This is a genomic window from Thalassotalea agariperforans, from assembly GCF_053470345.1.
The window spans coordinates 147,982-174,343 of the sequence record NZ_JBQMWH010000003.1 but is presented as its reverse complement, the minus strand read 5'-3'; the positions used below and the strand labels follow the sequence as shown (position 1 = coordinate 174,343).

The 26,362-nt window shown below is 37.7% G+C and carries 22 protein-coding genes and 1 tRNA gene; 12 read left to right on the top strand and 11 right to left on the bottom strand.

The genetic code is table 11. From position 1 onward, the window contains the following. Positions 1-37: 37 nt before the first annotated feature. From yajC to queA, 3 genes are all read right to left on the bottom strand, one after another. Positions 38-373, bottom strand: a complete 336-nt coding sequence (gene yajC, locus ACSLUO_RS06090) for a preprotein translocase subunit YajC (RefSeq protein WP_448247102.1) — start codon at positions 371-373, stop codon at positions 38-40. A gap of 74 nt (positions 374-447) precedes the next feature. Further along, complete coding sequence (gene tgt, locus ACSLUO_RS06085) at positions 448-1,581, bottom strand: tRNA guanosine(34) transglycosylase Tgt (RefSeq protein WP_448247522.1); 1,134 nt, start codon at positions 1,579-1,581, stop codon at positions 448-450. 130 nt (positions 1,582-1,711) lie between these two features. Further along, positions 1,712-2,770 carry a tRNA preQ1(34) S-adenosylmethionine ribosyltransferase-isomerase QueA gene (queA, locus tag ACSLUO_RS06080; protein ID WP_448247520.1) on the bottom strand — a complete coding sequence of 353 codons (1,059 nt, stop codon included), beginning with the start codon at positions 2,768-2,770 and terminating at the stop codon, positions 1,712-1,714. A gap of 239 nt (positions 2,771-3,009) precedes the next feature. Between queA and ACSLUO_RS06075 the strand changes: the two genes are divergently transcribed. The 3 genes from ACSLUO_RS06075 to rimI all read left to right on the top strand — a co-directional run bounded on the left by ACSLUO_RS06075 (position 3,010) and on the right by rimI (position 4,122). Next, positions 3,010-3,086: transfer RNA gene (locus ACSLUO_RS06075), tRNA-Trp, on the top strand. Between the two features lie 136 nt (positions 3,087-3,222). Next, positions 3,223-3,639, top strand: coding sequence for a DNA polymerase III subunit psi (locus ACSLUO_RS06070; protein WP_448247100.1), 417 nt, complete (start codon positions 3,223-3,225; stop codon positions 3,637-3,639). 33 nt (positions 3,640-3,672) lie between these two features. Continuing rightward, positions 3,673-4,122, top strand: a complete 450-nt coding sequence (gene rimI, locus ACSLUO_RS06065) for a ribosomal protein S18-alanine N-acetyltransferase (protein WP_448247098.1) — start codon at positions 3,673-3,675, stop codon at positions 4,120-4,122. A gap of 55 nt (positions 4,123-4,177) precedes the next feature. Here the strand turns inward: rimI and ACSLUO_RS06060 are convergent, their stop codons facing one another. Genes ACSLUO_RS06060 through ACSLUO_RS06040 form a run of 5 tightly spaced genes read right to left on the bottom strand, consistent with a single transcriptional unit; the run spans position 4,178 to position 9,897 of the window. Further along, positions 4,178-5,455 carry an NADPH cytochrome P450 oxidoreductase family protein gene (locus tag ACSLUO_RS06060; protein ID WP_448247096.1) on the bottom strand — a complete coding sequence of 426 codons (1,278 nt, stop codon included), beginning with the start codon at positions 5,453-5,455 and terminating at the stop codon, positions 4,178-4,180. A 3-nt stretch (positions 5,456-5,458) separates the two neighbouring features. Continuing rightward, positions 5,459-6,292: a DUF4198 domain-containing protein gene (locus tag ACSLUO_RS06055; protein ID WP_448247095.1), complete on the bottom strand. Its 834-nt coding sequence runs from the start codon at positions 6,290-6,292 to the stop codon at positions 5,459-5,461. 20 nt (positions 6,293-6,312) lie between these two features. Next, positions 6,313-6,834, bottom strand: a complete 522-nt coding sequence (locus ACSLUO_RS06050) for a DUF2271 domain-containing protein (protein ID WP_448247093.1) — start codon at positions 6,832-6,834, stop codon at positions 6,313-6,315. Positions 6,835-6,860: 26 nt separating this feature from the next. Continuing rightward, positions 6,861-7,469 carry a PepSY-associated TM helix domain-containing protein gene (locus ACSLUO_RS06045; RefSeq protein WP_448247091.1) on the bottom strand — a complete coding sequence of 203 codons (609 nt, stop codon included), beginning with the start codon at positions 7,467-7,469 and terminating at the stop codon, positions 6,861-6,863. 49 nt (positions 7,470-7,518) lie between these two features. Then, on the bottom strand, positions 7,519-9,897 hold the full coding sequence (locus ACSLUO_RS06040; RefSeq protein ID WP_448247089.1) for a TonB-dependent receptor domain-containing protein: 2,379 nt from the start codon (positions 9,895-9,897) through the stop codon (positions 7,519-7,521). A 968-nt stretch (positions 9,898-10,865) separates the two neighbouring features. Here ACSLUO_RS06040 and prfC point away from each other — a divergent pair. From prfC to ACSLUO_RS06020, 4 genes are all read left to right on the top strand, one after another. Further along, complete coding sequence (gene prfC / locus ACSLUO_RS06035) at positions 10,866-12,446, top strand: peptide chain release factor 3 (RefSeq protein WP_448247087.1); 1,581 nt, start codon at positions 10,866-10,868, stop codon at positions 12,444-12,446. Between the two features lie 304 nt (positions 12,447-12,750). Next, positions 12,751-14,517: an arginine--tRNA ligase gene (argS, locus tag ACSLUO_RS06030; RefSeq protein ID WP_448247085.1), complete on the top strand. Its 1,767-nt coding sequence runs from the start codon at positions 12,751-12,753 to the stop codon at positions 14,515-14,517. Between the two features lie 68 nt (positions 14,518-14,585). Then, positions 14,586-15,707, top strand: coding sequence for an HDOD domain-containing protein (locus ACSLUO_RS06025; RefSeq protein ID WP_448247083.1), 1,122 nt, complete (start codon positions 14,586-14,588; stop codon positions 15,705-15,707). Between the two features lie 41 nt (positions 15,708-15,748). Then, complete coding sequence (locus ACSLUO_RS06020; RefSeq protein ID WP_448247081.1) at positions 15,749-16,537, top strand: TatD family hydrolase; 789 nt, start codon at positions 15,749-15,751, stop codon at positions 16,535-16,537. 171 nt (positions 16,538-16,708) lie between these two features. Here the strand turns inward: ACSLUO_RS06020 and ACSLUO_RS06015 are convergent, their stop codons facing one another. Continuing rightward, positions 16,709-17,311, bottom strand: coding sequence for an AhpA/YtjB family protein (locus ACSLUO_RS06015; protein WP_448247079.1), 603 nt, complete (start codon positions 17,309-17,311; stop codon positions 16,709-16,711). 133 nt (positions 17,312-17,444) lie between these two features. Between ACSLUO_RS06015 and serB the strand changes: the two genes are divergently transcribed. Then, the gene (serB, locus tag ACSLUO_RS06010) at positions 17,445-18,503 is read left to right on the top strand and encodes a phosphoserine phosphatase SerB (protein WP_448247078.1); all 1,059 of its coding nucleotides are present in this window, start codon (positions 17,445-17,447) and stop codon (positions 18,501-18,503) included. 103 nt (positions 18,504-18,606) lie between these two features. Here serB and ACSLUO_RS06005 read toward each other — a convergent pair whose 3' ends face one another. Then, a complete protein-coding gene (locus ACSLUO_RS06005; RefSeq protein WP_448247076.1) occupies positions 18,607-21,051 on the bottom strand; it encodes a PilZ domain-containing protein in 2,445 nt (814 codons plus the stop codon). Between the two features lie 344 nt (positions 21,052-21,395). Between ACSLUO_RS06005 and radA the strand changes: the two genes are divergently transcribed. The 3 genes from radA to ACSLUO_RS05990 all read left to right on the top strand — a co-directional run bounded on the left by radA (position 21,396) and on the right by ACSLUO_RS05990 (position 23,961). Continuing rightward, complete coding sequence (gene radA, locus ACSLUO_RS06000; RefSeq protein WP_448247074.1) at positions 21,396-22,784, top strand: DNA repair protein RadA; 1,389 nt, start codon at positions 21,396-21,398, stop codon at positions 22,782-22,784. 12 nt (positions 22,785-22,796) lie between these two features. Continuing rightward, positions 22,797-23,207 carry an alternative ribosome rescue aminoacyl-tRNA hydrolase ArfB gene (gene arfB, locus ACSLUO_RS05995; protein ID WP_448247072.1) on the top strand — a complete coding sequence of 137 codons (411 nt, stop codon included), beginning with the start codon at positions 22,797-22,799 and terminating at the stop codon, positions 23,205-23,207. A gap of 196 nt (positions 23,208-23,403) precedes the next feature. Continuing rightward, positions 23,404-23,961 carry a PEP-CTERM sorting domain-containing protein gene (locus tag ACSLUO_RS05990; RefSeq protein ID WP_448247070.1) on the top strand — a complete coding sequence of 186 codons (558 nt, stop codon included), beginning with the start codon at positions 23,404-23,406 and terminating at the stop codon, positions 23,959-23,961. 135 nt (positions 23,962-24,096) lie between these two features. On the opposite strand, the gene ACSLUO_RS05985 is transcribed toward ACSLUO_RS05990, so the two are convergent. After that, positions 24,097-25,188, bottom strand: a complete 1,092-nt coding sequence (locus tag ACSLUO_RS05985; protein WP_448247068.1) for a glycosyltransferase family 4 protein — start codon at positions 25,186-25,188, stop codon at positions 24,097-24,099. 186 nt (positions 25,189-25,374) lie between these two features. On the opposite strand from ACSLUO_RS05985, the gene lpxL reads away from it, so the two are divergent. Next, a complete protein-coding gene (gene lpxL / locus ACSLUO_RS05980; RefSeq protein WP_448247067.1) occupies positions 25,375-26,310 on the top strand; it encodes an LpxL/LpxP family Kdo(2)-lipid IV(A) lauroyl/palmitoleoyl acyltransferase in 936 nt (311 codons plus the stop codon). Positions 26,311-26,362 lie beyond the last annotated feature (52 nt).

The window sequence follows — 26,362 nt, the reverse complement described above, 5'->3', positions numbered from 1 at the left end:
GTTTGTCAGAAAGGTTAATCGCTACCATCAAAAAAACTTATAGCGACTTCATTGTACCTTTTGGTAATACGGCTGAAACAGCTGATTTTTGTACTGTTACTTCCGTACCTTCAGCAATGCTAACAACTAAAAAGTCTTTTTCTTCAGACACTTTAGTAATTTTACCCACTAAACCGCCTTGTGTTAACACCTCGTCACCTTTTGATAACTGAGCCATTAAGCCTTTATGCTCTTTCACTCGTTTAGCTTGTGGGCGATAGATCATAAAATAAAACACTAAACCAAAAACCGCTAACATAATTAACATGCTAGCACCGCCACCTTGTTGTGCTGGCGCTGCGGCTGCGTGTGCTTGACTAATAAATAAACTCATAAATTCCTCTTCTACTTATAATTAAAACTAAAAAAATTGTTCAGCTAATGCTATTTAACCTGTGCTCAGGTTATTTAAACTTGCTCACTACCTGCCGCTAAAGGCGGTACAGGTAAGCCTCGTAAGGCATAAAATTCTGCCACAAAGTCGTCTAATTTACCTTGTTCAATGGCGTCACGTAAACCTTTCATCACTTTTTGATAAAAGTGTAAATTATGTAAGGTATTTAACTGCGAACCTAAAATTTCACGGCATTTATCTAAATGATGTAAATAAGCACGTGAATAATTTTTACAAGTGTAACAATCACATTCCGCATCTAATGGGCCGGTATCGGTTTTATTTTTTGCGTTACGAATTTTTACCACTCCAGTGGTGACAAATAAGTGACCATTACGGGCATTACGGGTTGGCATGACACAATCAAACATATCAATACCACGGCGCACACCTTCAACTAAGTCTTCTGGTTTGCCAACTCCCATTAGATATCGGGGCTTATCTTCAGGGATCAAGGGAGCAGTGTGATCTAAAATTCGCACCATATCTTCTTTCGGCTCACCAACGGATAAACCACCAATGGCATAACCGTCAAATTCAATCGCTTTTAAACCATTAATCGATACTTCACGTAGGTCTTCATACATGCCACCTTGCACAATACCAAATAAGGCAGATGGATTATCGCCATGCGCCTCTTTACTGCGCTGAGCCCAACGTAATGATAATTCCATTGATGACTTAGCTTCTTGGTGTGTCGCAGGGTACGGGGTACATTCATCAAAGATCATCACCACATCAGAGCCAAGTTCACGCTGTACTTCCATTGAACGCTCTGGTGTTAACATGATTTTTTCACCGTTTACCGGTGAGCTAAACTTCACCCCTTCTTCGGTAATTTTTCGCATTGCGCCTAAACTAAATACTTGGAAACCACCTGAGTCGGTAAGAATAGGCTTATCCCAATTAATAAATTCATGTAAACCGCCATGCTGTTGCACAATATCTGTACCTGGGCGTAACATTAAATGAAAAGTATTACCTAAGATAATTTCAGCCCCAAGATCTTTGATCTCTTCGGTTTTCATGCCTTTTACCGTACCGTAGGTGCCAACAGGCATAAAAGCAGGGGTTTCAACCGTACCACGATCAAACGTTAATCGACCACGACGTGCTTTGCCGTCTTTATTGATTAACTGATAAGTCATTTTATTTTTTGCAATGCTGCTTGCAGTTTTGCTTGTCATTTGGGTTTCCTCTGCCCATCAGCGAAACAGGCTGATAGCAATAAAAACAAGTACGACATTATACTTGTTTAGTTAATTTATGTGCGCTTGCTTAATTACTTTTTGTTAAATACATGGCATCGCCATAAGAAAAAAAGCGATATTCTTGTTCAACTGCCGCTTTATACGCTGCCATAATATGCTCATAACCTGAAAAAGCACTCACCAACATTAATAATGTTGACTCTGACAAATGAAAGTTAGTGATCAAAGCATCAATAATTTCAAATTGATAACCTGGCGTAATAAAAATATCGGTATCACCATAAAATTCAGCCATAGCAATACCATTTTCTATTTGATTATTTGCTCGTGCTGCTTTGGCTGCACTTTCAATAGAACGCACTGACGTTGTACCAACCGCGACTACTTTACCGCCAGCTTGTTTCGTTTGTTGAATTTGTTTTACTACACTTTCAGGTACTTCAACATATTCAGCGTGCATCACATGATCAGCAATTTCTTCCACTTTTACCGGCTGGAAAGTACCCGCACCAACATGCAAGGTGATAAAAGCCAGTTCAATGCCTTTAGCTTTAATTTTAGCTAATAACGCATCGTCAAAATGTAAACCGGCTGTAGGAGCGGCAACCGCACCAGGTTTTTCATTGTAGACAGTTTGATAACGCTCTTTGTCAGACTCTTCATCTGGACGATCAATGTAAGGGGGTAATGGCATATGGCCAATACGCTCTAGAATATCGAGAACTTTTTCATTGTCGGGAAATTTAAGCTCAAATAACGCACCATGACGTGCAACCATAGTGACGGTGACAGAGTCTTCTAAAATAATTTCAGCGCCAGGTTTAGGCGATTTACTGCAACGAATATGTGCTAAAACACGATGTTCATCTAACATCCGTTCAACTAACACTTCAAGCTTGCCGCCAGAGGCTTTTTTGCCAAACATACGTGCAGGAATAACGCGGGTATTATTAAAAATTAATAAATCACCTGCATTTAACTTATCAATTACATCAACAAAGTGCTGATGCTCAATAACGCCACTATTACCATCAAGGGTCATCAAACGGCTAGCACTTCGATCCGCTTTTGGATAACGAGCGATTAAATGTTCAGGTAAATCAAAAGAAAAATCGGCAACACGCATAAAATTTTCAACAAAAAGTAAAACTAAATAAAACGTTAAAATCGGCATTTAAAATACACCGAAAAATCGTGCGCTAGTCTAATGTTCAGAGGCCTGAATAGCAAGTAAATTGCCGACTTTATCCACGAATCTGTCGTCTGATAAAAAAGCAAAACGGATAATAAATGAGCGAACGAACAAAAGCAGTGAATTTTCCGCTTTACCTTTACTAATCCTTGGGTATAATGCTCGTCCATTGCAGGGGTGTAGTTCCAATTGGTAGAACAGCGGTCTCCAAAACCGACGGTTGGGAGTTCGAATCTCTCCACCCCTGCCATTCTCTTTCTTATCTGATATCCATTTTATCTCAAGTTTGTTTTTAACAATTCTATTTCAAACACATTTAAATTTTTTCTGACTCCCCATAAGTTAATAATTTTCGTAATCTCTTGTTAGTCAGTTAACTAAGCTTTATGCTTTGCTTTTTTAAGTTTTACTTTTTTGATGACACTAATCCTATGGCCTTAACCGCTAAACAATTTAATTACCTTAATGAAATGGGCATTAGTCTTTGGCAACAAAAAACTAGCCAAAGTGAAACAAAAGCAACAAAACTTGCACAAAGTAGCCACTTAGCTATTGATTTAGTGACCTTAAAAAACAGCCAGCTATTTCAAGATGTTTTAGCTTACTTTCAATTAAGCGAAGGTGAATTTAAAGTCAGCGACAACCGCATACAATTCGATTTTTTTGACTGGTGTTTCTCGGTGCAAGATTCAGTTAGTTATGCTAATCATCAGTTGATCACACCGGACGTCACCAGCATTGCCCAATCAGTGTCATTAAAAAAACAACTTTGGCAACAATTACAACGTTTTTCAACTAACTAAATTTCTCAAACAGCCGCAATCTAAAGACAACTTATGACCCTTTTATATCACCCTCTTACCCAACAAGATGTAACAAATGTTATGGCGATAGAAAATGCTTGCCATTCTCACCCATGGAGTGAAAAGTTATTTGCCAGTTGTCTTGATGGTCATTATTTTGCCGAATACGCCACTTTAAACGAAAAAATACTAGGGTTCTACGTCGCACAATATGTTGCTGGAGAAGCCACGTTAATGAATATTTGTGTTAGCCCGATTGAGCAAGGTAATGGTTATGGTAAAGAACTGCTAAAGCGATTTTTAAGCCAAGCAAAAAACAAAGGCGCAGAAACCGCCTTTTTAGAACTACGCGCTAGTAATATTAGCGCGCAAATGCTGTATATTAATCAAGGTTTTTCCGAAATTGACCGACGGGTAGGCTATTACCCAAGCGCAAAAGGCTTTGGTTATGAAGACGCTATCGTCATGAGAAAAAGCCTTTAACCTATTTAGCAATTATGGGCGATGACCTTAACAATAATACCAAGGTTCACTCGTCCTAATACAGGTCACGATGATATCTACCAGCAATAGCAAGCTCATCTAGTTCATCTTCACCTAGTATCTCAATTAGCGCTTGATGCACCGCTTTCCCCATGCCTGCTAAACTACCACAAACATAGATATCACCTTGCTCAGCAATAAATTGCTTAACTAGCTGGGCTTGAGCTAATAACACCTCTTGCACATAACGCGCTTCTTGCTGTTGACGAGAATAGGTACGATCAATACGTGTTAATACATTTTGCTGTTGCCACGAGGATAACTCGCTTGCAAGGTGTTGATCCTGAGTTGGCTCTCTTTCGCCATAAACTAGCCAAACCGGACCAGCATCCGCTACCAAAGCTCGTTGTTCAATATGACCAAGTAACCCTGCTAAGCCGCTACCAGCTCCAATTAATATCAATGGTGTAGATTCTGATCGCAACTGACAAGCAGGATTGGCTCGAACTTTAACTTTAATTTCGGTTCCTATTCGGCATTGCTGAGTTAAATAACCAGAAACTAAGCCTTGTTGGCCATCAGGTTTAATATGCAAACGAACTAATAACTTAATGACATTTGTCCCAAGTTTATCACTTGCGGCACTTGCGATGGAGTAACTGCGAGGTACACAATACCCTTGCAGCTCAGGAACAACAACTTCTAATAAATCACCTGGTTGCCATGCCAAAGAAGCAACTTTTAGGCTTAATTGATATAAACCTGGGCTATTACTATTAGGGTTTAAATGCAGACATTCCTGTAATGTTGCGGTACTGAAGGTCTCAATTTCATCTCGGCTACGAGTGGGATCATTGTCATCAATACATTGCATGGGCGCAAGTGGCTGGGCACCAAACTGAGTTAGTTGATGATAAACTTTTTTACCAAAAGCACAAAACGCAGGATAACGACTATCACCAAAGGCAGTAACCGAAAACTTTACCGCTTTAAGTGTGTCGTTATTAATTTTATTGAGTGTTTTAATAAAACCACGACCATTATCAGGCGCTTCACCATCGCCATACGTACTGACATAAAAATGTAATTCTGATGCCGCGACAAAATGTTGTGGTGTTAATCGGTTTAATGGTAATAAGATTGCATCTGCTAATATCGCTAATTGTGATTGCGCAGCTGCTCGTGCTTGCCCAGTTTGGCTCGCATAAACAATAACTGGCTGACCATTTTTAATAGCAACATTAGGGCGTTTACGCCACCAAAGTATAAACACCCAAAGGCACCAAGATAATCCTAGTGCCAATGAGATAATAAGACGAAATGTTTCACTCATTAGTTACAGTGGCAACACTTCTAACGTAGCTGCATAAGCACCTTGACGGGTAGTTGCAGGCAATTGTGCTTTATCATCTTTATACGACGCTTCTAAAAAGTACATACCGGCTTCTGGCCATGTCACATTAAATTCGCCTTTGGCATTCGTTTTTAATGTTATCGTTTCAGAATCATTTCTATAACGCATACCGCCACGTACAACTTCTATTTCAACATCTTTTGCTGGTTCACCATCAATTAAAAATTTAAAGTTAGCCGTTTCCGTTGCAAATAAATCATTCGGATGAGTTAAAGGAACTAGCTCTAAACCTTTATTGCTTGGTTTTAACGTTTGTGAACTTAGCTCACCTAATGTTACAAAGGTTTCAACACGACGTGAGCTATAACTTACTTCAAGATCTTTTGCATTTTTAGGTACTGCAGTTTCAAAACTTTGGTCTTCTGCACTTTTACCTCTAGCTGGCCATCTTTTGCGATTGCCCTCTTCATCACGCCAAGCAGCACGAATTCCGGCAGAAGCTGCACCAATACGGTAGGTACCACTTTTTGTTAATTTCACATCAAAGGTAGAACGGTACTTACCTAATGACATATTTTCTAATTCAACTGAATCACCTTCTGGCCCAGTCGCGATAACACCATTTGCTCGATAGGCGGCATGATCCGCCACAAAGATGGTATTAGAAACAGCAGCATCAAACGTGACATAGCTAGTCTCACCCGACAATACGGTTTTATTCGGCTTAATCCAAACACGATGTGCCTGAACGCTAGCTGATACTGATAAAACGGTTAGCGTAGCAACCGCTAATTTAATGAACTTATTAGATAACATAAGGTGTTCTCCTACACGGCTTATTTTATTGCTGTTAATTGAATTTTTCCTAACTCACGCTTACCGGTTGCAGTTAACGGTAAAGTAGCGGCATTTAAAGGTAAAGTAATAGGTAGTTCGATAAGTTCTCTACCGCCAACTTCTCTTGCGGCTTCCACTCTTATTTTATACTTACCAGGTTTTTGTGCTTTCAATAGTGCCTCTAAATCAACACTAATTAAGTGTGCCCCAGGACCTTTAGTTGCACCTGTTACACCATCAATAGGTAAAGATAATTTTCTACCATCTCGACGCCACCATTGACGAAGATCGGCTAACCATTCTTCACCTTTTTGGTTTTTCATTTCAAAGTCATACCAAACAGCAACTTGTGTTGCTTTGCGTTGTTGATCTTCGATCCAAATAGCAACATAAGGTTTATGGTATTCCGCTACTTGTAACCGAGGAATATTTACCTCTAATTGCAATTTTGCTTGCGCATTGCTAATAAACGCCGATGTTAAAATAACAACGGTAAACAGTGCATTGAAAATTTTACGCACCTTATATCTCCTTAAACATTAAAATGTTAGTGCACAAATACCAGTAAAATAATTGCTGGGATAATGGCACCTAAAATGGTTACCGGCCAAGTCATCCAACGATGATTGGTTTGGCGATAAAGTAAAAGTAATCCCGTTAAACAAAAAACAATACATGCCACAGAAAAGACATCAAGAAACCAGCCCCAAACTACACCCGTATCTCGCCCCTTATGAAGATCATTAAGGTAGGCTATGACACCTCTATCGGTATTTTCATAACTGAGCTCGTTACTAATAAAATCAACAGCAAACCAAGTATCAAAACCTGGCCCGGCTTGAACAACATACAGCTCATCTTCTGACCATTGCGCAACCGCATGTTTTGACACTGATATTGAGTGTGTTTGCTGCAACCAAAAGGTAAGAGAAGCAGGTAATTCAGCTTCAGTAACTTCTTGTTGCGCAATTGTTTTTAAATCAACAAGTATACTTTGGGGTAAGCTTGTTTCGAGTGACGTCACTTCAGGCGTTACTTTAATATCTGTAGCGTGATTAAGCGTAATACCTGTAATAGCGAATAACAGCATACAAACCAAACAGCCTGCTGAACTTATCCAGTGCCACTGTCTTACAGATCCCAATCCCAACCGCATTACTACTCCTCATGAGCTTGCGGCATATTGTCTATGCCGCAAGTTATCATTAAAAACTAACTGAAACACTCGCCCAGAAGTTTCTGGCTTTGTCTTTCACGTTGTAATCATCTTCAAACACAACTTCACTGATAACACCACGTCCTGTTAGGTATTCATAAGTACCATCGTTATTTAAATCGTCATAACTTGTTGAATAAGAAGTAAAGTCTCTATCAAGTAAATTATTAACACGTAAATTTACCATCACATTATCATTTAGTGTCCAACGAGCGCCTAAATTTAATAATGAATAGTTTTTATAATAAAGCTCACGTTCATGAATTGAATCATAACCACGGTAACGATCTGAACGGAATTCACCTTGTAGGTACACTTCAATGGCATCAGTCGCAGACCAGCTAACATTAACATTAGCCATATGCTCTGCAGTATTGGTTAATGGTAAACCTTTTTCTGAACCACTTTTTTGCTCACTATCTGTCCATGTGTAGTTAACATAAGTTGACCATGCTTCATTGAATTGATAACGGCCTGCCATTTCAATCCCTTTTAATGAGACCTCATCAATGTTAATTTTTTGACTGTAAGTGGTGTAACCAAGCTCATCGTATTCACCAAGGTTGACACAAGGGCGAACATTGCCGGTTGTGGTACAACTTTGAATAGTGTCACCACTGGCAATTTTATCTTCAAAATCAGTGTCAAAATACGTGATGTTAAAGTTATGGCCGCCTTGATTCCAATAAAGTGCAATTTCACTATTAACACTGGTTTCAGGTTGTAATTCAGGGTTACCTGCGAATGGGCTAGTACCTTGACCACCAAACCCCGTAATACCGTCGTATAAATCGGTTGTTTTTGGTGTTTTATAACCTGTGCTGACACCACCTTTTACAGTCCATTCATCAGATAAGTTATAAACCGCATATATACGTGGTGATGATTGCTCACCAAAAACGTCATGATTATCAATACGCACACCGGCAGTTAAGGTAAAATCAGGCGTGATCATCCAGTTATCTTCCGCAAAAACTGAATACATTTTTTGTTCTTGAATTGCGCCAGCTTTACCAGATTCAAGTCCAAAAACACCATCTTGTAATTCACCATCAATAACTTGTAAGCCAACAACAAAGTTATGATCACCGGCTAAATTAGCTACTGGGATATCAAAACGTAGATCATAAGTAAATTGGCTACTGTCTAACGGACGCTCTGGACGAGGTAAAAAGGTTTCTTCGGCAAGGGCACGACGCTGTTCTTCCGTCATCCCTTGATAATCACCTGTACCGTCATACATAGCTTGTAATAACTTACGCTCAGCAACACTTAACGGTAAAGTACGGCCGTTATTTTGTGTATCAACATAAGATATAGCTGCAGAAACACCACCAAATTCAAATTCACCGGTATAGGCTAAAGACCACCATTGGCGATCAAACTCTTGTTCTGCCGCATAGCCTGCACGTGGGTTGACTTGGCCTCTACTATCCTGCCACAGACTTTCAATACTATCTTTAGTACCTAACGGATAAATAATGGTATCAGTGTCAATATTATATTCTGGTGTATTATCATATTCTTGATGAGAGTTATCATAATCAAACATTAATTCATGCCCTTTTACAGGCGTGTAATTAACACTAAAACCAAAATGTTCACTGTTGTTGTCTACCGTGCGACCACCACTACCAAATCCTAGTGATCTAACATGAACATCACCATTTGGGTCAACTGCTGGCGAAAATTGTGGCGATGAGGCGTGTTGATCATAAGCGCTGGCTCGTAAACCTAAACTTAATACGTTTTTAATAATTGGTCCTGCAACAGATATATCCGTTGTAATATCATCACCAAAGTCATCATTGGTTTGGAAACTGCGTCCGAAGGTAATCGCGCCATTCCAATTTTCGGTGTGTTTTTTAGTGATAACGTTTATCACGCCACCTAAGGCATCAGCACCATATAAGGTTGACGCTGGTCCACGAATAATTTCTACACGATCAATCGTTTCAAGTGGAGGTAAATGATTAAAAGCATTACCGCCAAAATTATTCGGATAAATATCACCATGGTTATTTTGACGTTTACCATTGATAAGTAACAAAGTGTATTCACCAGTTAGGCCACGCATACTGACACTGCCTTGCCCTGTTTTATCACGGGTTGTGCCTATATCAATCCCTTCTTGAAACTTTACAACATCTAACAATGATGTAAATGAACGTAATTTAATCGTTTCTGATGTGATAATTGAAATACTTGCTGGTGCTTGCGTTAATTTTTGTTCAAAGCCTGTCGCGGTAACAACAATGGTTTCCATCGCGCTTTCTTCTTTAGCTGATCCTGTATCAGCTTGTGCAGTACCGGTAACAGCCGTTTGCAGCGCTACGGCAATTGCCGTGTATTGAAATATATTCTTCATGCCCTTCATGAGATACCTTTAATTTTTTATTAGATAAGTGTTTGAAAATTTTAATTGTGGGCATTATACAGTTAAAAATAACATACGCAACACAAATAAGAGTGATTCTTATTTAGATTTTTATGTATCGACGTGATAAAACAATTCAATGACAAAGCCGAACAATCTGTTTACCAGCTAATATAAACACTGATCAACAGACCCTAATCAAAATGTTACCAAGCTGCGTGTATTAACCGTTTAATTATGGCTTTAAAACAATTTCAATTGCAGCTGAAAACCTCATAACAAAAACAAGCCAAGCCGCTGTTTTTATTAATGAAAAATAAATATAGCTATTTGTAACTTTCATGCTAATATCAAGCGTTTTTAACAATAGCATCAACAACAAAAATAAGGGTTAAAATGAAAAAATCGTTACTATCACAAGCATTGTTTTAGCGCTATCTTGTACTCAAGTTTACGCCGCTAAAAACGGAAAAACGCTAGAAGAGTTTTTACAGCTGCAACAGAAAAAGGCGGCTGAAAAAGGGGTTGAATACACCGAACAAATGAACAAAAATAAAACCAAATTATTTGCAAAAATGGATGCAGATAATAACGGCAAAGTTACTAACGCTGAGATAAAAGCTTACGTTGCCAGTAAGAAAAAATAATTTAGTGTGATTAAAAATGCATGATAGCGATAATTTAAACATTAATTGTCGCTATTTTTATCAACCACCTCTCTATAATCATCTGATATTAAATAAATTTATAGCTATAAGCCGAACTATCCCCCAACTTTACTATGACAGGCGCAATAAAATATTTTATAACATTACGCTGTCAAACAGCGCATGACACTAAGTTTATCAAAGGTAAAATTGACTAATCCTTATTAATTACTGTCTTGTGATAAAGTTTCAGCTATAATAGCGCGCTTTAAATTCTGTCCTATTTTATACTCATTATCACAGGTAACTAGCATGTCTGTTCAACAGCAGGAAGTCGATAAACGCCGTACGTTTGCGATAATCTCTCACCCGGATGCGGGTAAAACCACCATCACCGAAAAAGTTCTTTTATTTGGTCAAGCTTTACAAAAAGCCGGTACTGTAAAAGGGAAAAAATCGGGACAACATGCCAAATCTGACTGGATGGAAATGGAAAAAGATCGTGGTATTTCAATTACTACCTCGGTAATGCAATTTCCTTATAACAAATGTTTAGTCAACTTGCTCGATACCCCAGGTCATGAAGACTTCTCGGAAGATACTTATCGTACCTTAACTGCGGTTGACTCTTGCTTGATGGTTATTGATGTTGCTAAAGGTGTGGAAGACAGAACCATTAAATTAATGGAAGTTACTCGCTTACGTGATACGCCTATCATTACCTTTATGAACAAAATGGATCGTGATGTTCGTGATCCTATGGAAGTGATGGACGAAGTTGAAGATGTCTTAAAAATAAAGTGTGCCCCTATTACTTGGCCAATTGGCATGGGTAAAGAATTTAAAGGGGTGTACAACTTAATGACCAATGAAACTATTTTATACGCTTCAGGCCAAGGCCATACAATACAAGAAAAGCGTGTGATTAAAGGGTTAGATAATCCTGAATTAGATGCTGCTATTGGTGTTTATGCCGATGAATTACGTGAAGAATTAGAATTAGTACAAGGTGCCTCACACGAGTTTGATTTAGACGAGTTTTTAAAAGGTGAGTTAACACCCGTCTATTTTGGTACTGCCTTAGGTAACTTTGGTGTAGATCATATGCTAGATGGTTTAACCGAATGGGCTCCGAAGCCATTACCTAGAGAAACCTCTACTCGCGTAGTGAATGCGGAAGAAGAAAAGTTCTCAGGTTTTGTTTTTAAAATTCAAGCAAACATGGACCCTAAACATCGTGACCGTATCGCTTTTATGCGTATTTGCTCAGGTAAATATGAAAAAGGCATGAAAATGAAACAAGTGCGTATTGGTAAAGATGTAAAAATTGCTGATGCCGTAACCTTTATGGCAGGAGATCGTTCTAACGTTGAACAAGCTTTTGCCGGTGATATTATTGGTTTACATAACCATGGTAGCATTCAAATTGGTGACACCTTTACCGCTGGTGAAGACATGAAGTTTAGCGGTATTCCAAACTTTGCCCCTGAAATGTTCCGCCGTATTCGCTTACGTGATCCATTAAAAGCCAAGCAATTACAAAAAGGCTTAATTCAACTTTCTGAAGAAGGTGCCGTTCAAGTATTTCGCCCGTTTAACTCTAACGAAATGATTGTTGGTGCGGTGGGTGTGCTCCAGTTTGAAGTGGTAGTTCAACGCTTAAAAACCGAATATAACGTTGACGCTATTTACGAAGCAATAAGTGTTGCGACAGCTCGTTGGTGTACTTGTGATAATGAACGCACATTAGAGCAGTTTCAGAAAAAAGCTTATGACAACTTGGCATTAGATGGCGGTGATAACTTAACTTATATTGCACCTACCATGGTCAATTTGAGTTTGGCGCAGGAACGCCACCCGGATATTGAGTTCCATAAAACTCGTGAACACTAAATTTTCTGCTTAGATAGGTATTTAACGGCTTTGCTATCGTTGTTTTTTGTAGTCACATAGAAACCCTATGCTCCCACAAGAAACATCACTTCGGCTTTGTTAAATAGCTATCTACTTTGAAATTTAACATAAAATATTTAGAGTAGAGCTTAACAGCTCCTTAAAAAAACTTATCTAGCTGTGAGTTACTTCTTTCTCACAGCTGGTTCGCTCAAGAGTTAAGAAGATGCGCGAAGCATACGCATGTATGTGAGCACAACGGATGCAACTATTGAGTGAAATAGCACAGAGAAAGAGATAACGAATGAATATTAAAAACTTACTTGCCAACATCGTTTCAGAAGCAATGACAGCTGCGGGCTTACCTGAGGGGACAAACCCAGCGGTTAGCGTATCAACTAAAGCCAATTTTGGTGATTACCAAGCGAATGGCGTAATGGGTGCGGCGAAAAAGTTAAAAACTAATCCACGAGAATTAGCGGCGAAAGTTGTTGAGCAATTAGAGCCTACGCTAGTTGCCAGTGGTATTGCTGAAAAAATTGAATTAGCAGGCCCAGGTTTTATTAATATTCATTTAGCTAAATCATGGTTAAGTGCTCGTTTAAGTGACACCGCCAATGATGAAAAATTAGGTGTTAGCCAACGTGGCTCGCTTCCAGGTGAAAAGCCACAAACCGTCGTGGTTGATTATTCAGCGCCTAACCTTGCCAAAGAAATGCATGTTGGTCATTTACGTTCCACTATTATTGGTGATGCTGTCGTTCGCGCTTTAGAATTCCGTGGTGATAAGGTTATTCGTCAAAATCACATGGGTGATTGGGGCACACAATTTGGTATGCTTCTCGCCCATTTAAGTGACAAACTCGCCTCAGATGAAGTGGCTGAAACGGCGCTAGCTGACTTAGAAAACTTTTACCGTGAAGCCAAAATCCGTTTTGACGATGAAGAAGGTTTTGCCGATAGAGCACGTGATTATGTAGTAAAACTGCAAGGTGGTGACGAAGAATGCGCGACCTTATGGCAACAATTTATTGATATTTCAATTAAGCACAGTGAAGAAATTTACGAACAACTTAACGTTACTTTAAAACGTAGCGATATTATGGGTGAAAGTGCCTACAACCCAGATTTACCAAAAGTTATTGATGAGTTAATGTCACAAAACATTGCTGTTGAAGACCAAGGCGCAAAAGTTGTGTTTATTGAAGAAATGGCAAATAAAGACGGTGATCCTTCGGTGTTTATCGTGCAAAAATCAGGTGGTGGTTATTTATATGCCACCACAGATTTATCCGCCTGTCGTTACCGTGCCGGTGAATTAAACGCTGATCGCATTATTATTTTTACTGATGCCCGCCAAGCACTTCATTTTAAACAAGTGGAAATAGTTGCCCGTAAAGCAGGCTTCTTACCAGAGCATGTCGCTTATGATCATTGTCCGTTTGGCATGATGATGGGTGACGACGGTAAGCCGTTTAAAACGCGTACCGGTGGCACGATAAAATTAGCCGAATTATTAGAAGAAGCTGTCACTCGTGCAACCACGCTGATCAAAGAGAAAAATCCGGATATTAGTGAAGCGCAATTAGCAGAGATTTCACGAAAAGTAGGTATTGGCGCAGTTAAGTTTGCCGATTTATCTAAAAACCGTACCAGTGATTACATTTTCAACTGGAAAACCATGCTAAGTTTTGAGGGCGCAACCGCTCCTTATTTACAATATGCTTATTCGCGTATTCAAAGTATTTTTACCAAAGCCGGTATTAACCCTGCTGACTTACCAAGTGAGCCAAGTATCGCTGAGCCACAGGAAAAAGCCTTAGCAATGAAGTTATTACAATTAGAAGAAGTGCTTGATGCCGTTATTGCTGAAGGTACACCTAACCTACTGTGTAATTACTTATACGAATTAGCAAGTTTATACATGAGCTTTTACGAAGCTTGCCCAATCTTAAAAGACGGTATCAGCGACGAGGTAAAAACCGCCCGTTTAGTATTATGTAAATTAGTCAGTAATACCTTAAAACAAGGCTTAGATATTTTAGGTATCGATGTCATGGAACGTATGTAGTTTAAATAACCTGAGCTCAGGTTAAATACCTTACTGATAAAACTTAAAATTAAGGCGGAAAGTTGTAAATGAAAATTTTATTACTCGATGGTAAACAACAATCGCTAGTAAAATTAACTGATCTGTTAATTAAGCAAAAATATCAAACCGCTTATTTAGATGATCCAATCAAAGCACTTAACGCCTTAAAAAAATATAACTTTGATGTTCTTATTTGCGCACAAGATATCAATAAAACCAGTGCGTTAAATTTATTTAAAGCACTGGCAATTAAATTTCCAACTGTTGTTCGTATCGTGTTATTAACCACGGATAATGAACACGATCTTGATAATGTTAGCCATTATGTTTTTGAACAAAATACATCAGCGGCGCACGTTTTGAGTACGATTAAAGCTTTTGAAGACAGTAAAAAAATTATCACCAAAGAGGTAATTGTTAAAGCCGTTGCCAACGTTAAAACATTACCTAGCCCGCCAAAAGTTTATTTACAACTCAATGCTATATTAAAAAACAATACAACTGACTCCGAAAAAATTGCCGAGATCATCAGCCAAGATCCTGCACTTGTTGCTAAAGTTTTACAGTTTTCAAACACTTCGTTTATGCCTAACGGTAAAAAGCTTACTAACATTACCGAAGCGATTACTAAAATGGGGGTTGAAACCTTAAGCTGCATTGTGATGACGGCGGAATTATTTTCCTATCAACCCAACATTCCCAACTTTTCATTACAAGACGAGCAACTGCATAGTTTAGCTACCGCTCGATTTACCGCAAGCTTGGTTGATGAAACATTAAAGCATGACGCCTTACTTGCCGGTTTATTACATGACATTGGTAAATTAGTATTATTTGAAATAGATAACACTTTAACCTTAAAGTACTTTGATAATTGTGCCAGAACCGCCGATGATATTTTATTAGAGCAAAAAATATTTGCTACCGATCACTGTCAAATTGGTGCTTATTTAATGCATGTATGGAGCTTTCCATACCATATTATTGAAGCAGTGTTACATCACCATAACCCTAAAAAATTATTAACAGATAGTTTTGGCGTGGCGCAAGCGCTATATTTAGCCAATGGGTTATTAACTGACAGCGAACTTGATAAGTCATTTGTTGAACATTTTAAGCTTACTGATAATATCGCAGCGATAGAGAAAAAAGCCGCGCGTTTTAAATAGTCTAAGCTTGGATTAAATAGCCTTCAAACACAGGAACTGGCATGAAATTTACTGATAGCCACTGCCACTTAGATTTCCCTGAACTGTCGGAAAATTTGGCCGATGTAATCAGTCAATGTGCCGCTGACAATATTCATAAAATTATTATCCCTAGTGTCTCGCCTGATAACTGGCAACAAGTATTAAACTTAACTAAACAACATCACCATAAAAATTGTCGCTTATTCGCCTGCTTAGGCATTCACCCTTGGTATTTAAACAAGCTAACCAGCAAAGACCTTAATAAACTTGAAATCGCAGTAAAAAGCCAGCCACAGGATATTATCGCGATTGGAGAAACGGGTATTGATGGCAAGATTGCAGAACAAGAAAATAATTTAACCAAGCAGCTAGCGTTTTTTGAATTTCATTTACAGCTAGCTAAAAGCAGTAACAAGCCAATCATTATCCATCATCGCAAATCACATCAGCATATTGTGCCATTATTAAAAAAGATAACTGTGGATAAAACAGGCGTTATCCACGCATTTTCTGGTAGCTATCAACAAGCTAAAGACTACCTTGATCTCGGTTATAAATTAGGTATTGGTGGCACTATCACTTACCCAAGAGCTGAAAAAACGCTTAAAACAGTAAAAAAACTACCATTAGATGCCATGGTATTAGAAACCGATGCGCCAGCTATGCCACTTTATGGTAATCAGGGACAAGCAAATTCTCCGTTAAGGTTACTTGATGTATTTAACCGCCTTTGCCAATTAAGAAGCGAATCACCAGCAGTGATTGCGGAGCAGTTAGAGCTCAATGTAAAAACCGTATTTTCCCTATAACGCTTTAGCTGATGCTTTGGATGCAGACGCTTAAAGCTTGAGGCTTAAAGCTTGAGGCTTGAGGAAAAATACTAAACTTACAGGAATAGTGTCTTGCTTTTAGCTTTTAGCTTTTAGCTTTTAGCTTTTAGCTTTTAGCTTTTAGCTTTTAATCATTCTTGCCGATTAAGCTTACTTGGCAACCCTAAAACCTTGACGGCTAAAACGACTAAAACTACGAGTTAATAAAAATCCAATAACAACAGCAAAAAGTACTAACAAACGCATCACTTCATGGACATCAAAGCTTGCATTTAATAGCGGTTTTGACACCATTTTTTTATTAACGGTAAAACGTAAATAGCCAAGTAGCTCATCATTTCTAACTTCTTCAACAAAGGTTACATAAGTATCACTTTCATCTTCGGTTAATTCATCAATACCATATAACGAATTAATATTTTTAGCATTGGCCGAACTCGCTAATAATAGACCGGTCTGATCATAATAATGAATATCATAAATAATAGCCGACTCACTTAAACTATTAACATAGTCATTAATGAGCTGTGTATTTTTTTGTGGTAAAAGCACCTTTAAACCGCTCACTGCTTGCTGCAACTGTGCTTTACTTAGCTGTGAAAAGTGCTCTGTTATTACTTGCTGTTGTTGATTTTGACTATGAATTAACATATTCAATAACACGATAATAAAAATAACAGCTATAGCTAATTGCAGAATTTTATTATAAATCGGTGATATTTTAAGGTATAAAGGCAACTCAGAATTTTTCATAAACTAAAGATCTCAAATAATCTATAGTTAACTATAAATCTAATTAATCATGAATGAAACGTATTAACTAAAAAATCGCTTTAGATAATATCCTTTCTTTTCAATAATTGCTTAATTACAGCAAGGACTTAACGTGACAACTGCGGTAAATAAAGTGGCAATAGCCAATTTAACAACGACAACTTTAGCTCAACTTCTCCCGATTGAAAAAGCAGCAGGTAATTTACCTTGCGCGCTATTTATTGAACAAGATCACCTTTTTATCCAAGCTACGTTTCCTTTAACAGCTGAATTTACTGCTAGTTCGGTAGCGCTTTCTCCGATAAAAGACAGTATTGAACTAGTGGTTTTTTCAAACTTAACCTTAGATAAATTTTCAAGCTTAGCCAAGCAATGCCAACTCACGCTAACCAGCTTAAATGCTATAAATTGTCGTAATCAATTAACCAGTTATCGTTTTAATGTCGAAGTGCAAGATCTTGCCTTAGCTCGTCAGCAGTTAGTACAGTTTAACCTAGACCATAAAATTGAATCGATCTTAATTGAAAACGCGCCAAAACTTGCTAGCCCTGGCGTGTTATTAATGGATATGGATTCAACAACCATAAAAATTGAGTGTATTGACGAGTTAGCAAAACTAGCCGGTGTGGGTGAACAAGTGGCTGAAGTCACGGAACTTGCTATGCAAGGTGAATTAGACTTTGCCCAAAGCTTACATCAGCGTGTTGCTACATTAGCCGGTTCACCGGTTTCAATATTAGAAAAAGTAGTAAAGCAATTACCTTTAATGGAAGGATTAGAAACCTTAGTTGCCGAGCTACAAAAACATCAATGGCGTGTCGCTATCGCTTCCGGTGGTTTTACCTTTTTTGCTGATCATTTAAAAGAATTATTAGATCTCGACTCTGCCGTTGCCAATACCCTAGAAATTGTTGACGGTAAACTCACCGGTAAGGTTTTAGGTGATGTTATTGATGCGAAAGCGAAAGCTGATAATTTATTAGCATTAGCTGAAACCTTTGAGATTGATGAAAGACAAACGGTAGCCATGGGCGATGGCGCTAATGATTTAGTGATGATGGATGCCGCTGCATTAGGAGTTGCTTTTCATGCAAAACAGCTAGTAGTTGATAAAGCTGATGTTGGCATCAACATTTTAGGCTTAGATTGTTTATTACATTGGTTAAAATAATATCAGCCCTCTTAAGCAAAGAGCAATCAAGAGGTAACTAATCGTTGCCTCTTTTCTTTTTTGCTTATCAATTTCCCAAGACTTTCCCCATTTCTTTACGAATTTATTGCAATTGGAGCTTATGCTTTAACATCGCTTCTTGAGTAATATCATAAAACTGCATCATACCGGCAACACTATAAATTTCTTGCTCTAATTGTTTACCTCTATGTATTGCATAAGAGCCGACATAACTGAGCTCTGGATTTAAGTGTTTAATATCCGGCTTATCTACTCTAAACACCTTAATTTCAATACAGAAAAACAGCCCTTTTTTTAAGGCATTACTGATAAACATTTGCTTTAATTTGGCGCTAGCTAACTCAGAGCTGACTTTTGTGATCACCGCCTTTTCTAATGATTCAAGACTAGAATCAATGGCGATGTAAAGCACTTCTGTAAACGGTGCATCACCAACCTGCTGTTTTTTTAAGTTTTGGCTAATAACATTTTCAATAATATGATTTTTTAGTAGTGGATATAAATTATAAGCACCGCGTTTATCACTTAGTTGATTCATGGCAGAAATAAATGGGCTATCTACTTTACTAGAGGTTAGCGCTTCAAATTTATAACGACTACCACTTGTTTGAATTACAACGGCTGATGACAACATGGTTCGGCTGTAGATATTACGTAATGACTTTGCCAAACCTGGTGTCATCATGACATATTCATCTGCCGTTAATTTATCTTTATTCTTTTCAATTAACAGCTTAAAAAACGAACGTCCGATATGCTGATGCTGCTTAACATGAACCCTCAAATTAACGATGGTTTTAGCTTTGTTAATCCGCATCACTTCATAAGGTAATTTAGCTAATTCAAAACTTGAGGTGATTTTCTGTAAATTAGGAAAGGTTAAATAAACAATATCACCTTTCATTAACACTGCGGACTTTTCTAGCTCAACTTTCATCCCTGAAATTGAGAAATCTTTTGAAGTGCCTTTCCAGGTCACCTTATCTGCCTCAACAACCACTGGTGTGGTGTAGAAAAAGCGCGGTTCATTGCGGTGATTGCTATAATTAATGCCTACCGCATCAACCGGTTGCTCAAGTGGCTGACGTTTATGACCAAAGCGCTTTAATTTGTCAGTAAGAATACCTTCAAAACTAAACTGGCGGTACTCTTCAATCAAACTATCGGTTGTAATATCAGTAACCACCCCAATGGCAGCAAGGTTAGCAATAATTTCTAACACATCTTTAGAAAAGGGCTCATTTAAATAAGCATCTTTTTTTTCTAAACTTTCAGACAAAGTGATTGGTGAATGAGCATAGGATTGTTCAACATCTAATAAAGACAATTGCGTAATAGCAAAACTATTTTTGGCCGCAGCAAAGCCTAAAAATTGCTTCATAAAGACAAGATCTTCCGCTAATTGTTTGTCATCGGCTGTATAAAAATAACTCTGCCCGTTATTTTCATGAATAAAACTATAAACAATTAACGGCTTACCCAACTTTTGTGCTTTAAGTAGCTTTTCAATACGTTCAGGGGTAAATAAACAATATAAGGTTGATTGCTTACTTTCATTTGACCAATACTCAAATGTTCTTCGGTTGTCATGACAGGTTAAGGCATAACGAGGAATAAGCTGCTCTTTATTTTTGGTAAAGAATACCGGTAACTCATTAATTTTAGGTAATAAATATTGTTCAAATGTTCTTGATTGGAGGGCATTAATGGTATTGTCTAAATTAATTTTATAGCGGCGTTTGTTACCTTGAATAAAACCAAGTAAAAAGCGTCGAAAGCTATCCCTGTTTTTATCGCCACTATAAATACGCTCAGTACCGATCAGTTGCGAACGTTCAATTTGTTGAATATTTTTTATTTCGTAGCTATAGCCTTTTTCGTCATCAAATTGAAAATCTTGTTCAAGCCCAATAAAGCGAATATTGATAGTATCGCCAATGGCTAATTTAATTGGTTTTGTTAAACGAAATTTACAACCATTAACACTTAAATCTGAACTAACACACTCGGTCTTCTCTTTACCAATAGTCACTTCAAAAGGAATAGCAAAGTTCATGCGCTCTTCGATGCGATTATAATATGGACCAAAATTATAAAGCTTAGCGGGATATTGAGTTTTTTCTATTTGCTTAGCATCAACATTTTGTATTGCTGCCGTATTCGATTTTTCACGTTGATAGATAACACGAAAATTATTTTCCGTGTTAGTAACAGCTTCATACACACCAAAAGTATAACCGCCGTAATAAGCGACATTTTCTTCAAAAACTTTAATCGCTATATCATCCAAATAATGAGGACGATCATTATGTTCATAAGTCTTGCATTCGCCATCAACTAACCCCCGCAAATCGATCAAGCGAGTACAAGGTTGAGCCAAACGTTTCAGTTCCATTTTTAATAAAAAACTTTCTGATTTAGGCAATTGTTTTGTTGCGGCGGCAAATTTAGCATCAAAGCCATGAGAAAGCACTTCACCACGGAAGTTGTTTATAATCTTAGCGTACTTTGAAAAATCTTTAATCATGAGTTTGAAAAATTATCACTTAGTTTATCAATTGTTTTTGTGTTTAAATGGTATCTAGCTGAACAGTAAATAATTCATTTTACTAATTAGTGTTGTGAACTTATATCATTAGAATAGTTAACTTATAATATAATGAAAATCCATTTATAAACAAAAGCAATAAATATGCCTTTTAATGTTTAACTCATTTATTTAATAAGACAATAATTATCCCCTAAAACAAGGCTTAATATTGTATTCATTAAACACTATCATTAGAAACAATATAATATCAATAACATAAAAGTAACAATTATATTATTTTAAATAATAGCAAAATTATTGATAAGGTAGGTATCGCCAACATGGCAAAAACGTCAAAAATAGAATTTGTCTGTACTGATTGTGGAATGAATTACAATCGCTGGCAAGGACAATGTCGCTGTGGCGCATGGAATACCTTGGCAGAAATGAAAATTTCAAGTAATACCAATAAAGTAGCAAATAAATCTCGTACGGCCATTGCAGGCTATGCTGGTGGTATTGGTGGCGGCTCAAAAAAAATCAATGATATTCAATCAATTGAAGCAGAAAAGCAACTTACTGGCATCGGAGAATTAGACCGTGTGTTATGTGGTGGTGTTACTACAGGCTCTGTCAATATTATTTCGGGAGACCCTGGTGCAGGTAAAACAACACTGCTGTCCGATTTAGTTGCTCGTATGTCACAGCGCATGGCATCACTTTATTGTACAGCCGAAGAATCACTGTCGCAGTTTAAAAACCGAGTAAATCGCTTACGGTTAGAATATAACGAAAATGAATTATACCTCCTGTCGGAAACGAGTGTTGAAGCGATTATTGAAGAGTTAGACGCCAACAAAATTAAATTTGCCGTTATTGACTCTATTCAAGCCGTTATTACTGACAATGCCAATGGTAGCCCTGGCTCACCTTCTCAAGTAAAAAGTGCGGCTCAAGCCCTTACCCAATATTGTAAACAGCATGACGTAACCATGTTTATTATTGCGCATGTCAATAAAAACAATGAAATTGCAGGTCCACAAACCTTAGTGCATATTGTTGACGCTTTATTACATATTGATACCAACGACGGCCAAATTCGTACCTTAAGGGCAAATAAGAATCGCTTTGGTGATATTGATACTGTTGGTATTTTCCGTATGAGCGAACGTGGCATGATTAGCGTTGATAACCCCAGCGAAATATTTTTATCTGGCTCGACCACTGACTCCCCAGGTTCAGCTATAACTTGTATTCGCAAAGGTAACCGCAATTTATTATTGGAAATTCAATGTTTAACAACAGAAACCGAAGCTGAATTTCCTCAGCGTGTTTGTGTTGGGTTAAATATGAACCGAATAAAAATGTTAACCGGTATTTTGCGTAAACATACTAAAACGAAAATTTATCACGATACCTTTTTTAATATTGTTGGTGGCTTAAAAATTGACGAGTCTGAAACCTGTATTGATTTAGCCTTAGTAACGGCCTTATTAAGTAGCCTTAATGATTTTATTGTGCCACGCACTACCTGCATTATGGGCGAACTCAGTTTAAATGGTGACGTTCGTCCTATCGACAGTGGTGTTCCGAGAGTAAAAGAAGCCGCCCAACATGGCTTTACCGAAATATTCATTCCATTTCGTAATTACCATAAATCCATGGAAGGGCTTGGCGCGAAAATTACCGCGGTAAAAACCATTCATGAATTAATAGCTTTAATCAATTAAAAAGACCTTATAATGCTCCAGATCAGTAACAGTATTACTATTCCCGATGATGACTATGAACTCACTGCCATCCGTTCACAAGGCGCTGGAGGACAAAACGTTAATAAAGTATCGAGCGCCATACATTTACGCTTTGATATTAATAAATCATCTTTACCTGAATTTTTAAAAGAACGTATGTTAATGTTAAAAGATAGCCGCATCACTAAAGATGGCGTGGTGATCATCAAAGCGCAACAATTTCGTACCCAAGATAAAAATAAATCTGATGCTATCGAGCGCTTAATGTTGTTAATTCAAAGCGTAAATAAAGTAGAAAAAATACGCCGAGCGACAAAACCCAGCCGAAGTTCACAATTAAAACGCATGGATAAAAAGAAGCAAAGATCACAAGTAAAAACCATGCGAAGTAAAATTATGTAAGCAAAACAAAGTGATAATGTTAATAAAAAGTTAATTTTTTGGTTATTTTGTCAAAATACTTTACATGCGAATAAAGCCAACTTAACAAAAAAAATTAAAACATTTAAAAACAACACTTTAAAAAGTTGGCACAGTAATAGCTTTATAAGTATTAATTGAATATCCTTATAGATAAGTAGTAATAAAGGAAATAATAATGAAAAATATTTTTATCTTAGTTTTAGCTTTATTTGTTAGTACAGCAAACGCTGATGTTATTAATGCCTTTACCGCAGAATATGATGCGAGCAATTGGCAACTTACCCAAGATCATGGTTCAGCTGAATTTTCTGACGATAAAACCGCATTAACTTTAGTTAGTAGCAATGATGGCCAAACAGAAAATGCAATTACCGATGCAATTTTTGGCAGTGCTCATGCAGACGGTATCGTTTCATTTGATTGGTTATACAACTCTGACGATTTTCCTTTCTCCGATTATTTTGGCTGGTTATTAAATGGTGATTTTAGTTTGCTTTCAGATCGAGATGCTAACGCTGAGAGTAGACAAGAAGGCAGTGCAGCATTCGCAGTCGAACAAGGTGATATTTTTGGTTTTAGAATGGTTTCAGTTGATTCAACAGAAGGTTCAGCAAGAGCTCAAATTTCTGACTTCCAATTCACCGCTAGCGAAGTACCTGAGCCTTCATCAATGGCATTATTTGCGCTAGTGTGTATTTTCATTGGCTTAAATAGAAGAAAAATCGCTAAGTAATCTTATTTAAAAAACAACATAGTGTTCCCTATGTCGCCTCTCTCGTTTTAGTTTAAACCAGAGAGGCTTTTTATTTTTAGCGTGATTTTATCAGATTAACCTAAAATAACGTGATTTAGACACTTTCTTAAGTCATCACATCAAACTACGGTAGAAATCCACCAACTGCTTAGCTTCTCGCTCAACCGAATAATGCTCAAGCACACGTTCACGGCCATTTTTTCCCATCGTTGTTAAGCCTTCTTGATCGCTTAACAATAAATCCATTTTTTCCACCACGGCCGGTAAATCATTAATCGGCACCACATAACCGTCTGTTCCTTGACGAACGACTTCAGGCCATGCACCAGCTTCACTTGCTAATACAGCTGCGCCACTACTCATAGCTTCCAGAACCGTTAAACCAAAACCTTCATTATCACTTAACGCCACCACTAGTGATAAAGCACTAAAAATTTTAGGGATATCAGAAAAGTCCTGCTCACCTGCGAAAATAATGCGTTCACTTAAACCAGCTTGTTCAATTTCTGCCTGTAGTTCTTTAACAAAGCTTTCGTTGCTTGCGCTAATTGAGCCAACTACCACGGCAGTGTAATCAGGATATTTATCCAAAACAGCAATACAGCCCTTAACAAATAAATGCACCCCTTTTTGTGCTCTAACTCGTCCTAAAATTGCAATACCCAGTTTCCCTTTTTGCGCAGATTCCGGTAATAAATTTAACGCTTGCCACGCTGCTGATTTATTTTGAGCAGGAACATATTCATTGGTTTTAACACCATGATAAATAATGGCATCCGGTTGACGATGTAAATAACTTGCCGACGCTTTACACATGGCTAAAACCGCATCCATTTTATTGGTGATCCATAACGTAGAGCCACTGCGATATCGCTGAGCAGCACTACTAAAAATAATTTTGATTTTAGCTCTAAAAATATGTTTTAAAATTAACGCTTGGATCATTTCATCAACTCGGCGCGCATGAAAAACTCTGAATCGGCCATCTGATAACGGCTTAAAACACAATTTAACCACTTGCCAAAAACTAATATTTAACGATTTATCAGGTAAATGGTGTTTCCCCATGACCCGTAAATTAATGTGTTTCTGTTGCTCTGAAAGGAGCTGTAACATAGTGGAAGTGACTCCAGAAAAGTTCGAATTAGAATTACCGATAATTAATTCTATTTCTTTAATTTGAGTATTATCTATTTGCTGACTCATTCAGTATTCTCAAGAAGTATGATGACTTTTAATTTTGCATATTCTACGCGAAAAAAAACCACCGCAACACTTTTTGCCAAAAGAAACAGGTTATGCTTTCATACCTCGGCCTTTACCCGATATAATTAACGCCAAACATAACAAACGCAAGGCGTAGCGCTTGCGAGTAACTATGATGAATATATTGTGAGTAGCAACAAAGTTTTACAGCCCAACTTCAAACTATCGTATTTTTTACCTAAGTATTGGCTAACCTGGTTAGGGGTTATCACTCTATACACAATATCTTGGTTACCTTATCGCTGGCAATTATGGCTGGGCCGCATGATTGGCCGATTGCTCTATAAATTAGGCTACAGTCGAATCAAAGTTGCTAAACGTAACTTAGCATTATGTTTCCCTGAAAAAAGTGAAGCAGAACGAACCGCCTTATTGAAAAAAAATATCGAAAATACAGGTATTGCCTTGCTAGAAACTGGTATGGGCTGGTGGTGGCCAGATTGGCGTTTTAAAGGAAAAGTGACCATTGAAGGCATAGAAAACATTGAAAAAATTAAAGCTCAAGGCCAAGGGGTTTTAATTTTAACCATGCATTATCTTAGTACCGAAATGAACTGTCGAGGCGCTGGTGCTGCAGAGCCTATGGTGGTTTTTTATCGACCAAACAACAATGCCTTAATGGAGTATTTTCAATTTAGAGGACGTAATCGTGCCAATAAATATATGCTGGGCAAACGTGATGTTAAGGGTTTGATAAAAGCTTTAAAAGACGGTGAGTCTTGTATTTATTTACCAGATCAAGATTATGGTCGAAATAAAAGTTTGTTTATTCCTTTTTATGGGATTGATGCCGCAACCACAACCGGCACCTTAATTTTTGCCAAACAAAAAAACTGCCAAGTGTTAATGATGACACCAACACGAAATGATGACGATAGCGGCTATACCATTTCATTTTCCAAACCTTGGCAAAACTTTCCAAGTGGTGATGACGCAGCAGATTTACTACGGGTGAACCAAGAACTAGAAAAAGCGATTTCTTATAAGCCAGAGCAATACATGTGGGTACATCGACGCTTTAAAACTCGCGAAAATGAAAACGATCCGTCATTGTATAAATAAAGATTATTAAGTATGGTTAGCTAAATAACGATAACTAACCTGAACTATCAAG